General features: G+C 28.5%; 11 protein-coding genes. 7 read left to right on the top strand and 4 right to left on the bottom strand.

Annotation, left to right across the window (positions count from 1 at the left end; all coding sequences use genetic code 11):
• Positions 1 to 3: 3 nt before the first annotated feature.
• On the bottom strand, positions 4 to 1,821 hold the full coding sequence (uvrC, locus tag CMOL_RS01550) for an excinuclease ABC subunit UvrC (RefSeq protein WP_239820455.1): 1,818 nt from the start codon (positions 1,819 to 1,821) through the stop codon (positions 4 to 6).
• Positions 1,814 to 2,287 (bottom strand): hypothetical protein, encoded by a 474-nt coding sequence (locus tag CMOL_RS01545; RefSeq protein WP_239820454.1) that lies wholly within the window; start codon positions 2,285 to 2,287, stop codon positions 1,814 to 1,816. The genes uvrC and CMOL_RS01545 overlap by 8 nt, the downstream gene beginning before the upstream one ends.
• Positions 2,288 to 2,426: 139 nt before the next feature.
• On the opposite strand from CMOL_RS01545, the gene guaA reads away from it, so the two are divergent.
• The gene (guaA, locus tag CMOL_RS01540; RefSeq protein WP_239820453.1) at positions 2,427 to 3,962 is read left to right on the top strand and encodes a glutamine-hydrolyzing GMP synthase; all 1,536 of its coding nucleotides are present in this window, start codon (positions 2,427 to 2,429) and stop codon (positions 3,960 to 3,962) included.
• Here guaA and CMOL_RS01535 read toward each other — a convergent pair whose 3' ends face one another.
• Positions 3,963 to 4,520: a class I SAM-dependent methyltransferase gene (locus tag CMOL_RS01535; RefSeq protein WP_200280173.1), complete on the bottom strand. Its 558-nt coding sequence runs from the start codon at positions 4,518 to 4,520 to the stop codon at positions 3,963 to 3,965.
• A gap of 160 nt (positions 4,521 to 4,680) precedes the next feature.
• Here CMOL_RS01535 and CMOL_RS01530 point away from each other — a divergent pair, with 160 nt between their 5' ends.
• The 6 genes from CMOL_RS01530 to CMOL_RS01505 all read left to right on the top strand — a co-directional run bounded on the left by CMOL_RS01530 (position 4,681) and on the right by CMOL_RS01505 (position 12,788).
• Positions 4,681 to 6,141 (top strand): hypothetical protein, encoded by a 1,461-nt coding sequence (locus tag CMOL_RS01530; RefSeq protein ID WP_200280170.1) that lies wholly within the window; start codon positions 4,681 to 4,683, stop codon positions 6,139 to 6,141.
• A 237-nt stretch (positions 6,142 to 6,378) separates the two neighbouring features.
• Positions 6,379 to 7,629: a phosphoribosylamine--glycine ligase gene (gene purD / locus CMOL_RS01525; protein ID WP_239820452.1), complete on the top strand. Its 1,251-nt coding sequence runs from the start codon at positions 6,379 to 6,381 to the stop codon at positions 7,627 to 7,629.
• Positions 7,626 to 8,078 (top strand): RDD family protein, encoded by a 453-nt coding sequence (locus CMOL_RS01520; protein ID WP_200280164.1) that lies wholly within the window; start codon positions 7,626 to 7,628, stop codon positions 8,076 to 8,078. Before purD ends, CMOL_RS01520 begins: the two co-directional genes overlap by 4 nt.
• A complete protein-coding gene (locus CMOL_RS01515; RefSeq protein WP_239820451.1) occupies positions 8,068 to 10,119 on the top strand; it encodes an LPS-assembly protein LptD in 2,052 nt (683 codons plus the stop codon). Before CMOL_RS01520 ends, CMOL_RS01515 begins: the two co-directional genes overlap by 11 nt.
• A gap of 69 nt (positions 10,120 to 10,188) precedes the next feature.
• On the top strand, positions 10,189 to 12,306 hold the full coding sequence (locus CMOL_RS01510; RefSeq protein WP_239820450.1) for a polyribonucleotide nucleotidyltransferase: 2,118 nt from the start codon (positions 10,189 to 10,191) through the stop codon (positions 12,304 to 12,306).
• Positions 12,303 to 12,788 (top strand): DNA-deoxyinosine glycosylase, encoded by a 486-nt coding sequence (locus CMOL_RS01505; RefSeq protein WP_200280154.1) that lies wholly within the window; start codon positions 12,303 to 12,305, stop codon positions 12,786 to 12,788. The genes CMOL_RS01510 and CMOL_RS01505 overlap by 4 nt, the downstream gene beginning before the upstream one ends.
• Here CMOL_RS01505 and CMOL_RS01500 read toward each other — a convergent pair.
• On the bottom strand, positions 12,785 to 13,948 hold the full coding sequence (locus CMOL_RS01500) for an MFS transporter (protein WP_239820449.1): 1,164 nt from the start codon (positions 13,946 to 13,948) through the stop codon (positions 12,785 to 12,787). The genes CMOL_RS01505 and CMOL_RS01500 overlap by 4 nt on opposite strands.
• Position 13,949 lies beyond the last annotated feature (1 nt).

Below are 13,949 nucleotides of genomic sequence, written 5' to 3'. Positions count from 1 at the left end.
TTTTCACTTTATATCTTTTAATTTTTGAGCCATTGTTTTACCCACAAGATTACAAATTTCATCAAAATTTGCTTCATAAATGGATTCAAAATTTCCATAATAAGCCAAAAGTTTGTGTATTGCTCCTGCGCTTAAGCCCGATTTGATCAATTTAGAACTTTGCAAATCTTGCTTCTTTTTTGTTTTTTGATGAAAATTTATAGCAAAACGATGTGCCTCATCTCTTAATTTTTGCAAAAATTGTAATTTTTTATCATCCATACTTAAAGAAAACTCACCCTTAAAAGAATGTATTTTATCTTTAGCTCCTCCTTTAGCTCTATGTGCTTTTGCATCAATTTTCTCTTTAGAGATAGCCAAAATATCTATATTAGAACCGCTGCTTAAAACAATATCTTTTGCCAATTCCAATAAAGCTTTTCCACCATCTATAAGCCATAAATCAGGCGGAGTATTATTTTGAAAATCTAAAGCTCTACGCGTTAAAACTTCTCGCATCTGTTCATAGTCATTTTTATACTCAAGATGAAATTTTCTATATGAATTTTTATCCCATATGCCAAATTTATAAACTACCATAACTCCAACATTTGCAACGCCTTGTAAATGAGAATTATCAAAAATTTCAATATGGTTTGGAAAATTTTGAAGTTCAAAATATTCTTGAATTTCTTTTTGTATTTTAAAATTGCTATTTTTTTGTTCTTTCTCTATATTTAAAAGTGCATTCTCAAAAGCAAGATTACAAATTTTTCTTTTTTCTCCTATTTTTGGTATTTTAATACTGATTTTTTTTCCATAACGCTTACTTAAAATTTCTTCTAAAAGTTCCTTATCATCAAATTCTTCATAAATATAAATGGTATTTGCTATTAAAGGTGTATCAGTATTAAAATTTTCTAAAATAAGTTGTTTATAAATTTCATTTTTTTCAAAACTTAAAGCATTTTTTAAAAGAGTTGTTTTAGAATTTACACTAATAATCTTTCCATTTTGCACCACAAAACGAATCGTTGAAAGCATAGAATCTTTAAAAGCAATTGCAAAAATTTCAAAATCTTCCAATTTAGCAATATCAATTTGAATTTTTACTTCTAAATCTTTAATAGTAGCAATTTGATCTCTTATCTTAGCTGCTTCTTCATAATTTTCATTTTTAGCTAAATTAAACATTTGTTTTTCTAAATTTTTAATTAAAATGTTAGGATTTAAAAGTGCAGTAATAGCACTATCTAAGATTTTTTTATATTCTTTCTGACTAATTTCATTATTACAAGGTGCTAAACAACGATGAATTTGATAAAAAATACAAGGGCTTTTGCAATTTGCTTTTTGTTTTAAAGGATAATATAAATAAAGAGCGTTTAAAAGCTCTTTAGCCCCTTTAAAAAAAGGGCCAAAATATCTAATTTTAGTTTTTTTTATAAGTTTTCTTGTACTTTGAAAACGCGGATAATCTTCATTAAAATCAACATAAATATAAGGATAAGTTTTATCATCTCTTAAAAGTATATTGTATTTTGGATGCAATTGTTTAATAAAAGAATTTTCCAAAATTAAAGCATCTGCTTCTGAATTTGTTGTAATAAATTCTAAATGTACAGCCTCCTCTATCATTTTTTGTATTCTTAAAGAATTTTTATTATTTGCACACAATTTAGGGCGAAAAGTAAAATAGCTCCTAACTCTATTTTTTAAATTCTTAGCCTTGCCTACGTATAAAAGTTTTCCATTTTGATCAAAATACTGATATACACCTGGTTTTTGAGGTAAAGATTGCAGTTCTTTTTCTAAAATATTTTTAGATGATTTTTCAAGCATTTTTTATAATTTGCCTTAATTCTTCAAATTTATTTGATAAAATTCCGTTTTCAAAAGTATTTTTAAAGCAGCCCAAGCTCAATTCTATATATGGACTTTTCTTAATATTTTCTTTATTTTTAACGTTAAAGGTATATTTTTGCATCATCACTCTAATATCTTTTATATTTGAAAAACCGCTTAAGGGATACACTTGAGCGTATTTTTTTATGAGAATTTTAATATAAATTTTGCTATTATCATGATTTAATTCTTGAAAACCTGCAGGATGCGAAGTAATGATATTTAAAATATCATTTTTTACATAAATCCTAGCTATTAAACGTTGTTTTGCAGGAGGTAAAGAATTTAAAAAATCCTTACAAAAAAACAAAGTTTTTAAAGGTTTATAATGAGATTTACTCATCAAATCATTAATAATAGCACTAGTATTTTTAATCATTTTTTGATTTTGAATTTTTACCATAAAATAATTTTATCATTTTTTTTCTTAATTTTTTTGTGCTCTTGCGGATATAAAGGCGATCCACAATACACAACTTATGAACAAAATGGCTCTATAAAAAGCATTAAAAAATATGAACAACTCAATAGGTGGTAATATAATGAAAAAAGCAGATATTTTAGTTTTGGATTTTGGTTCTCAATATACACAATTAATCGCTAGAAGATTAAGAGAACAGGGTGTGTATGCAGAAATTTTACCCTTTAATGTAAGTTTAACTGATATTAAAGCAAAAGAACCTAAAGGAATTATATTAAGTGGTGGTCCAGCAAGTGTTTATGCAACCGATGCTTACTTCTGTGATAAAGGAGTTTTTGATTTGGGTTTGCCTATTCTTGGAATTTGCTATGGCATGCAACTTATGGCACATCACTTTGGTGCCAACGTTGCTCCAGCTGGACATAAAGAATATGGAAAAGCAACCATTGAAATTCAAAAAGATAGTGCATTATTTAAAAATTTACCTAAAAAACAAACCGTGTGGATGAGCCACTCAGACAGAGTTGAAAATCTACCTAAAGATTTTGAAGTTTTAGCAACAAGCGAAAATAGTCCTTTTTGCGTCTTTGCTAATGAAGAAAAAAAATTCTTTGCTTTGCAATTTCATCCAGAAGTTCAACACAGTGAATTTGGTAAAAGTATTTTAAAAAATTTTGCTAAATATGCTTGTAATTGCGAAAGTGTATGGAATATGGGCTCTTTTGCCAAAACTCAAACAGAAAAAATTCGCGAAGAAGTTGGTAACGATAAAGTTTTATGTGCTGTGAGTGGTGGAGTTGATAGTAGTGTCGTAGCAGCACTTTTATCTAATGCTATTAAAGAACAAGTAATAGTTGTTTTTGTCGATAATGGCTTGTTACGCGCTAATGAACGTGAACAAGTAGAATTTATGTTTAAAAATACACTAAAAACTAACCTTGTAAGTATTGATGCAAGCGAAATTTTTCTAAGTCGTTTAGCTGGAGTAATCGATCCTGAACAAAAAAGAAAAATCATAGGGAATACTTTTATAGAAGTTTTTGAACAAGAAGCAAAAAAACATAATGATGTTAAATATCTCGCTCAAGGTACTCTTTATACTGATATTATTGAAAGTTCAGTCATTGGTGCTAGCAAGACTATCAAAAGTCATCATAATGTTGGAGGTCTACCTGAAAAAATGAATTTAAAACTCATCGAACCTTTAAAAGAAATTTTTAAAGATGAAGTGAGAGCTTTAGGTTTGGAACTAGGCTTAAGTAAAGAAATAGTCTATCGCCATCCTTTTCCTGGGCCTGGTCTTGCTATACGCATCATGGGGGAGGTTAATCGCCCCAGCTTAGAATTACTAAGACAAGCAGATGTTATTTTACTTGAAGAATTAAAAAGTACTGGATGGTATAACAAAACTTGGCAAGCATTTTGCGTACTTTTAAATGTAAAAAGCGTCGGAGTTATGGGCGATAATCGCACTTATGATAATACTATTTGTGTGCGCATCGTAGATGCAACTGATGGGATGACTGCAACCTTTTCCCACTTACCTTATGAAATTTTAGAAAATATTAGTCGTCGCATTATCAATGAAATAAAAGGAATCAATCGCGTAGTATATGATATATCAAGCAAACCACCTGCAACAATCGAATGGGAATAATTATTTTTTACAATAATATACTATAGCTGGTGGAATATTTTGCCATACTATTTTTGAAATTTTAACTTCGCTAAAAAGTTCAAATATTTTTAAGCGAAAGGCTTTACCAGAAAAGCTTGGAATTAAATAAGCAAAAGTAGTAAAATATCCACCTTTTGATAAATTTTTATAAATTGTCTTTAAAAGTTTTTCTTGTTCATGATTTTTTAGTAAAGCCCAAGGAATTCCAGAAACTACAATATCTACATTTGACATAGCTCTTTGATGTAAAAAATACTCTAAATTTTCAGCATTTCCAATTTGCAAGTCTAAATTTTCATATTTTTTGGAAAGTTTTTGTGCCATTTGATCATTAATTTCTATCGCAAAAAATTTAGCATCCTTATGCTTTTTTTGAAGTATAACTTCTGTGAATGCTCCTGTTCCTGGTCCTATTTCAACGATATTTTTAACATTCTCTAAACCTATATTGTCAATGATTGTCTTTCTTAATTTTTTAGAACTAGAACACAAAGCTCCTACTTGTTTAGGATTTTTTAAATAATAATAAAAAAACATCATTTTCCTTTTAAAAAATAAAATATCCTAAAAAAATAATAATTATAAAAAACTATGTGAAATTAATGTGAATTTTAATAATAAAAATCTTAAATCTATTATTAAAATTTTATAAAAATAAAGTTAAAATATCCTTTTTAAAACATTTCAAGGATGAAATATGCACGGAAAGATAGCCATCTATATGGACTCTACAGGACGAGGGACTGTTACAAATTCAGCAAATACTTTTTTTGATTTTAATCGTCAAATCTGGAATGATAAAAAAAGTATGCCTACAGTTGGAATGTTTGTAGAATTTAGGACTCTTTCAACTGAAAATAAAAATGCAGATGGGACATCTGCTTCTGTTAATAAAACAATCACAAGCATCAGACCTTCTAAATTTCAAGAATTTAAAGAAGGTGATTTTATTACAGAAAATGATTTTTGGAAAACAAATGATGATGATGAATTAGAGGATTTGCAAAATTCAAGAAGAAGTGCCTATATTACAGAACTTTATAGAACTATAGATTTTGATTCTATAGAAAAAATTCCCCTATCTTTTACTATTCCTCAAGCTATACAAAAATATTTTGCTCATGAAATTTTATCCGTAGAAACCCTACAATCAAATTTAGAAGATGAAAAAGATATTCCGTGTATTTTAGATTATGTGATTATTAAAAGATTTTTATTTAAAGCTTATGATACTCTTATTTTTATGGATAATTCTATTGATCAAACTCAATTTAATGCTTTAAAAAGCATTATGATGCATTTGGAAAATTCATACAAACAAATGGCTGCGGATCGCAAACCTAATATAACTAAAATTTTTAATGAAACTTTCCTGTCCTTACAGTGTCATTACCAAGCTCTAATGGCAACTATAGACACCAAAAAAAATAGACTCGCCTCCATTGAAGCTCAGATGAAAACTTTACAATCTGAAATTGCCCTTAAATCAAAAGCAGCCAATCCTGATCAAGAAAAAATTAAAGCACGCCAAGAGAGATTAGAAAACCTCCAAAAAGAAGCAGAAAGTTACAAAACCTCTCTTAAAAGATTACAAGCCATCCAAGAAGATTTTTACAAAAAAAATTACAATATTTTTGAAAATGCCTTTAAGCTTTCCCGTGAAAAACTTTTTAAAAAAATTGTTACAGGACTTAATTTATGTGCTACGATTATGGATATTAAAATTTGGCACTTATCGATAAAATCTTCAGGAGTAAAAAATTCTTATTTTTCAATGACCAATATAGAAAATTCTTTTTGCTCCCTCTCTTTTGCGGAGCATTATTTAAGCAGACTAAATAAATCAGCTCTTAATCCATTTGATCAAAAACTTTTAATTTATATTCAAAAAATTACAAAAGAACAAAGAAGAAAATTTTTAGTTGTTACTTCAGATTTAGATCTATTGTGTAAATTAAAAATCGAAAATTTTGCTCAAAATCCTTATTATATTGTAAAATATGCCCCTAAAAAGGTTAATTATCAATCCCTAATGCGTGATAACACTTTTGATATTGTTTATATTGATGAAAAACATGTTTGGGAAAGCGTAGCAGATATTATATTGCAAGGAAAACATTTTGATAAAACAGGAAAAACCAAATTTAAACTTATATAAAACATAATTTTAAGCTAAATTAAGTTATAATTTCCTGCCTAAACGGTACGCGAATTTTTAGTGATCCAACACATTTTTAATTACTGTGAGTGTGCGGTTTACCGTGTCTGTGGCATCGTTTGAATTTCGAAAGAAGTGAGAAGTTGCAGCCTTTAAAAATCGCCTAACGGTTTTCTTTTGACTTTTTGGGGTCAACTACAATAGCGGCTGTTTGGGTTTTATTAAAGGAGAATATCAATGAAAATAATGATTCTAGGTAGTGGTGCCAGAGAATACTCTATCGCTTTAGCTTTAAAAAATATAGATCAAAAATTAGATTTTTTCTTCTCTCCTGGAAATGGTGCAACTGAAAATCTTGGCACAAATATTAATCTTGAAAAACCTCTAGAATTAGCAAATTACGCAAAAGAAAATGAAATTGATCTTTGTATTGTGGGAAGTGAAAATTTTTTAGCTCAAGGAATTGTAGATATTTTTAAACAACATAATCTTACTATATTTGGACCAAGCAAAGCAGCGGCTATGCTTGAAACATCAAAATCTTTTATGAAAAATTTTCTTCAAAAATATCAAATTAAAACAGCTAAATTTTTAAATACTAACAGTTTAGAAAAAGCTAAAGAATTTATTTTAACTTTAACACCGCCTATAGTTATAAAAGCAGATGGCTTATGTGCCGGAAAAGGCGTAATTATCGCACAAACTCATGAAGAAGCTATTGATTCTGCTTCTAAAATGCTCAGCGGAGAAAGCTTTGGAGATGCTGGAAAATTTATAGTAATAGAAGAATTTTTAGATGGATTTGAACTTAGTATTTTTGCAGTTTGCGATGGAGATGATTTCATCTTATTACCTGCAGCTCAAGATCATAAAAAACTTCTTGATCAAGATAAAGGGCCAAATACTGGAGGTATGGGCGCTTATGCTCCTAGCTCTTTAGCTAGTGAAGATTTACTTGAAAAAATTAAAAAAGATATTATTATTCCTACTTTATCTGGAATGAAAAAAGAAAATAGTGAATTTAGCGGAGTTTTATTTATAGGAATTATGGTTGTCGATCAAGAGCCTTATGTTTTAGAATTTAATGTACGTTTTGGTGATCCAGAATGTGAAGTGTTAATGCCTTTAATTGAAAATCCTTTGGAATTGATTTTAGCTACAACCCAAAAACGCTTAAAAAATACAAAAATTAATATAAAAAAAGAATACGCTGTAGGAGTTGTTTGTGCTAGTGAAAATTATCCTTATAAAAGCTCTGAAAAAACAGAAATTTCTATAAAAAGTATTCCAGAAAATACTCATATTTCTTATGCTGGAGTTAGCTTAAGTAATGGTAAATTAATGGCTGATGGAGGTCGTGTTTTAGTCTGTGTTGGCGTAGGCAAAGATATAAAAGAAGCACAAAAAAAAGCTTACGAACTTTGCGAAAATATTGAATTTAAAGGAAAACAATTTAGAAAAGATATCGCTTATCAGGTCACCCAATGAAAGAAGATTTAGCCACTCGATTAGAACGTGAAAATTTAAGTATTGCTAGTTTTAAAAAAAGGGTTTTAGCCTATTTTATAGATAATTTTATCCTTTCTTTTATTATTTATATAATCTTTTATACTCCCTTATCTCAGGCAAAAGATTTGATGGAAATGATTGAAGTATCACGTAATTTTGGCTTAAGTTTTATTTTAATTCGTTTAATTTATCAAATCATTTTTACCTATTTATATGGTGCAAGCTTGGGAAAAATGATATGTAAAATAATTATTTTAGATGAAGATGTTTTAGATAAACCTAATTTGATACAAAGTTGCATAAGATCTAGTGTTAGCGAACTTAGCAATAGTGCGTTTTTTTTAGGATTTGCATGGGCTTTAAGTAATAATTTGCGTAAAACATGGGAAGATTATGCAGCAAAAACAGTAGTGGTCAATGTGGCGTAAATTTTTATTTTTATGTTTTGCAAAAATTGCCTTAAATGCAGCACAAGTTGATATTTATGCGCTTGATGCAAAAAAAGAAGGAGATATACTTACTGCAAAAAATGATGTAGTTATTTTTTCAGATTTTTATTTCATCACCGCAAATAAAGCAATATACAATGAGAAAAGTGGAGATATAGAACTTTTTGGTGATGTTAATATTTTAAGAGGACAAAATGAACGTTCCCATTCAAATTATGCAAAAATAAATTTAAATTCCAATGAAGCATATTTTAATAATTTTTTCTTCTCTAATAATAATCTAGAAGTTTGGTTTCAAAGTAAAAAAAGTTATTTAAATGATAAAATTTTTGAAAGCGATATTTCTGCTGTTTCTAGTTGTAATGTCGAAGATCCAGATTGGGAAATTCGATTTTCTAAAGGCTGGTTAAATAGAAAAAATAATTTTGTTCACTTATATAATGCAAGATTATACGTTAAAGATATACCTGTATTTTATTTACCTTATTTTGGATTTAGTGCTGATACACACCGACAAAGTGGACTTTTGGTTCCTAAAATTATTTTAAAAAGAGGCGAAGGTTTATACTATGAACAGCCTATTTATATAGCAACAGATGAAAATTGGGATTTGCAGTTTGATCCACAAATTAGGACTAATAGAGGCTTTGGACTTTACTCTACTTTAAGATTTGTAGATTCACCTTATTCTATGGGTGAACTTAATTTTGGTGGATTTAGAGAAAAATATTCTTATTATCGCAAAGAAAATTTAAAAAATAAAACTCATGCTGGTATTGAATTAAAATACATTAGAGATGACTTGTTTAAATCCCTATTAGGAGATAATTTCCAAGAAGGGTTATGGATTGATGGAATTTATATCAATGATGTTGATTATTTTAATCTTAGCTCAAAAGATACTTATGATCTTAACTCATTAGTCACTTCTAGAGTTAATTATTTCTTAGCCGATGAAAATAATTATTATGGAGTTTATGGAAAATACTATATCGATACCTCTAAATTAAATAACAAATCAACCTTGCAAGAATATCCAAGCTTTCAATATCATAGATTTTTAAATAATTTATTTGATGAACGTTTGCGTTATTCTTTTGATGCCACTTTTCATAATTTTTATCGTCAAGTAGGTCCTTATGCAAATCAAATTAATTTAGAATTGCCAATTTCATATCACAATGCTTTTTTTAATGATTTGCTTCATTTTACTTTTACAGAAAATCTTTTTGCCTCTTTTGTTAATTACACTCATGATCCTAGAAAAGATCATGAACATTATTTCCAAAATACCCATAGTTTTAATTTTTATACAGATCTTTCAAAAAATTATGGGTATTTTTTTCATACTTTAAATTTTGGATTAGAATATTCATTACTTGGAGCAAAATCTGGAAATATTAGTGAAAACTATCTTGAAGAATCCACTACACAAAAAGATGATCAAATAAATTTTTACACGATTCAATATTTTTATAATGATTTAGGCCAAAAAAAAATAAAACATAAATTTAATCTTGAATATTTAAATAAAAAACAACATTTTAATCAGTTAAAAAATTTAATAACTTACTACTATAATGACTATATCAATTTAAGCAATGAAACATTTTATTCTTATAGAGAGCAAAGATTTACTAATGTAATTAATCAAATCGAATTAAGTTCTAATTTTGATTTTAACTTAAATTTTTCACACGCCTATCAAAATAATGAATATGGCAAATATAATTTTATAGGAACACATGCAAATTATATTATAACACCAAATTATAATTTATTTGGGGGCATTTGGCTTGACACCCAAAGATCACATGCAAATATGTGGGAATTTGGCTATACTTTTCAAAGAAAATGCTGGAATTATTCTTTAATGTATAGAGAAAGAATTGATCCACAGCTTACAAGTGCTGGAATTACCGCTAAAAACCAAAGTGGAGTTTATTTTGTATTTAATTTTTATCCAATAGGCGGAATCAAATATGATTTTTCGCTAACTGAAACTGAAAATAAAATTTAAAAGGAAAGATACTTGCTTAATATTTTTAAAAATTTAACCCATTTATTATCTGGAAAAAAAGGAAAGACGATGCAATATGAAATTCAAGTTAATAAAAATATAGAAATCTTTGATATAGACAAAGTAGCAAAACAAGCCTCTGGTGCTGTTTTAATGAGACAAGGCAAAAGTGTTATATTGGCAACAGTTGCAAGAGAAGAAAAGCTTGTTGAAGAAGACTTTTTACCTTTAACTGTCCAATATATAGAAAAAGCTTACGCTGCAGGTAAAATTCCAGGAGGCTATGTTAAAAGAGAAACTAAACCGACTGATGCAGAAACTCTTACAGCTAGAATCATAGATAGATCTTTACGTCCACTTTTTCCAAAAGGATATACTTATCCAACTCAAATTGTAGTTATGGTTCTTTCAGTAGATTCTCAAACAGATTTGCAAGTAATGAGCTTAAATGCTGCTAGCGTAGCACTTTATTTAAGTGATATTCCTATAAAAGCTCCAGTTTGTGGAGTTCGTATAGGGCGTATTGATAATAATTTTATCCTAAATCCTACCAATGAAGAACTTAAAAAAAGTACTTTAGATCTTTATGTTTCTGGAGTAAAAGATGAACTTTTAATGATAGAAATGAGAGCTTTACCAAATGATGAGTTTAGCCAAAATACTCAAGCTATGAATGAATTAAGTGAAGATGAAACCTTAAAGGCTTTAAGTTTAGCTCAAAAAGCAATTCTAGAGGGGTCAAGTATTTATGAAAAAACCTTTATAAATCATAAAAAAGACAATTCTATAGAATTAAAAGAAGAAATTGAATATCCAGAAATTTTTACCTTTTTAGAAAATAATTTTTATAATGATATTAAACAAGCTATTAATCAAATGGCAAAAAGTGAAAGAGCTAGTGAATTAAATAAAATTGCTGAAAAAATTATAAAATTAGATATTGCTAAAGAATGGGATGAAGAAAGCATACTTAATACCTTAAATAAAGTCAAACGCAATATCATACGCTCTCAAATTCTAAATGAAGGAAAAAGAGCAGATGGTAGAGGCTTAAAAGAAGTAAGACCTATTAGCATAGAAACAAACATACTCCCTAATGCTCATGGATCTTGTCTTTTTACACGAGGTCAAACGCAAGCTTTAGTTGTAGCAACTCTAGGTGGAGATAGTGACGCTCAAATGATAGATTTACTCAATGAAAAAAATCCTGTAAGTGAACGCTTTATGGTAAATTATAATTTTCCAGGTTTTTCAGTAGGCGAAGCTAGTCCTATTAAAGCACCAAGTAGGAGAGAATTAGGGCATGGAAATTTAGGAAAAAGAGCTCTATATCCAAGTATACCGCAAGATTATCCTTATGTTATTCGCTTAGTTAGTGAAATTCTAGAAAGTAACGGATCAAGCTCTATGGCTACAGTTTGTGGAGGATCCTTGGCCTTACGTGCTGCAGGAGTTCCTAGTTTAGATCTGATTGCTGGAGTTGCAATGGGATTGATTTTTGAAAATGACCAATTTGCAGTTTTAACCGATATTATGGGACTTGAAGATCATGATGGAGATATGGATTTTAAAGTTGCTGGAAATAAAAATGGTATAACTGCTTTACAAATGGATATCAAACTTGGTGGCATAGATCAAGAAAAATTAAAAATTGCCCTTTATCAAGCTAAAGAAGGAAGATTGCATATTTTAAATATTATGGAAAAAGCAGCAAAAGAAATTATTGTTAATGAGGAAATTTTACCAAAAATAGAACTATTTAATATCGAACCATCTAAAATTGTAGATATTATAGGCCAAGGTGGCAAAACAATTAAAGAAATCATAGAAAAATTTAATGTATCTATTGATCTTGATCGAGATAAGGGAGAAGTAAAAATTTCAGGCTGCAATAATGAACAAATTATAGCTGCTAAAAATTATATTATAAATATCACAACTTCTCATAAAACCCATAAAAAATCCTTGAAAGAAAAGAAAATAGCAGAATTTGAAATTGGCCAAGAATTTGAAGGAGTGGTTAAGAAAATTACTCAATTTGGAGCCTTTGTAGAACTCAAAGATGATATAGATGGCTTGATTCATCATTCTAAAATAAAACATTTAGATATTAAAGAACAAGATATTTTAAGAGTAAAAGTTAGCGAAATTAAAAATGGTAAAATTTCTGTGGATTTATGCGAATGAGTGATTTTCTCACTCATCCTTTAAAACCTTTTTTTAACAGAAATTCTAAAATTTTAATCTTAGGGTCTTTTCCCTCGATCCAATCCAGAAAAGATGGTTTTTATTATCAACACCCAAGAAATAGATTTTGGCCTATTTTTGAAATTTTATTCTCTGTAAAATTAACAAGTATAAAAGAACAAAAAATATTTTTAAAAAATCAAAAAATAGCTCTTTGGGATATACTCAAAAGTTGCAAAATAAAAAATTCTGATGATAAAACTATAAGTTATGCTAAAGCCAATGATTTAAATATCATCTTAAATCATGCCAAAATAGAATACATCTTTACCACAGGAAAAAGTGCTTATCATTTTTTTAAAAAATTCTATCCTAATCTAGAAGCTATTGCCCTACCATCTACATCCCCTGCAAATTTAAATTTTTCCCTTGAACAGCTTACATATGAATATAAAAAAATCAAGCAAATTTTAAAAAATTAAATATATTTTTTAAACAACAAAAAAATTAAAGCATTAAATATAAAAATAAAGCATATAAGAATAAAAACCATTTCTATTTTAAAATAAGCTGTTATAATTCCTCCTCCAAAGGCTCCACAAAAATTGCCTAAAAATTGAAATGTTTGATTAAGACCAAAAATAACACTTAAGTTTTTTACACTCACACTTTTTTTAAGCAAGGCATTTACACAAGGTAAGAGACCGCCAAGTGCTACTCCTATTAATAATCTAATAAAAATTAACATATAAACATTTGTGGCCAAAGATTGTAAATAAAAACAAATTCCACAAAATATTAAAGAATAAAAAATAATTTTACTTGGACCGATTTTATCCGCAAAACTGCCAATTCTTGGCGCAAAAAACAAATTACTTACCCCACTTGAAGCCACAACAATTCCAGCCCAAAGAGCCAAATTACCTCCTTGATGAATTTTTTCTACAAAAATACTTAAGATAGGCATAACTCCAAAGGTTCCAAATTGAATTATAAAAGTTGTAATAAAAAGAATAATTATAAGAACTTTATTTTCTTTTTTTCTTTGGGTATATTGACGAATTTCTTTATTTTTCTTATCCTCATGAATAAAAAAATAAATTGTAATAAAAGAACAAGCTATTAAAAATGCTATAAGATCAAAGACAGTACTAATGCTTAAAAATTCAGCAACAAACCCACCAAATAAAGGTCCTATTAGACTGCCACTAACTGAAGCAGTAGAAAGAGTGCCTAAAGCATAAGCGACTTTTTCTTTAGGGGCAATTACTGCTATAAAAACAACACATGCAGATGTAAAACCCGAAACAATTCCTGTTAAAGCTCGAATTAAAACTACTTCTGTTGCATTGTGAGCAAAGCTAAGCCATAAAGTTAAAATTGACATTCCTAAACTTGCTCGAAGTAACATATTTTTATAACCATATTTTGCACCTAAAAAAGCCCAAAGAGGTGAAAAAATAGCCATTCCAAGTGGAGTTATACCAAAAGCAAGTCCTGAATAAAATGCAATATCATTGGGATTAATATGTCCTAATTCTTTTATATATAAAGGTAAAATAGGAGCAATTTGGCTTAGGCCCATGCTTGTAGTAAAAACTCCAAACCAACATATCCACAAAGTTTTATTGAATTTTTCCATA

The organism is Campylobacter sp. RM10537 (assembly GCF_022369435.1).
Taxonomy (GTDB): domain Bacteria; phylum Campylobacterota; class Campylobacteria; order Campylobacterales; family Campylobacteraceae; genus Campylobacter_D; species Campylobacter_D molothri.
The sequence above is the reverse complement of the archived record's forward strand: the minus strand, read 5'-3'. Positions and strand labels throughout refer to the sequence as shown.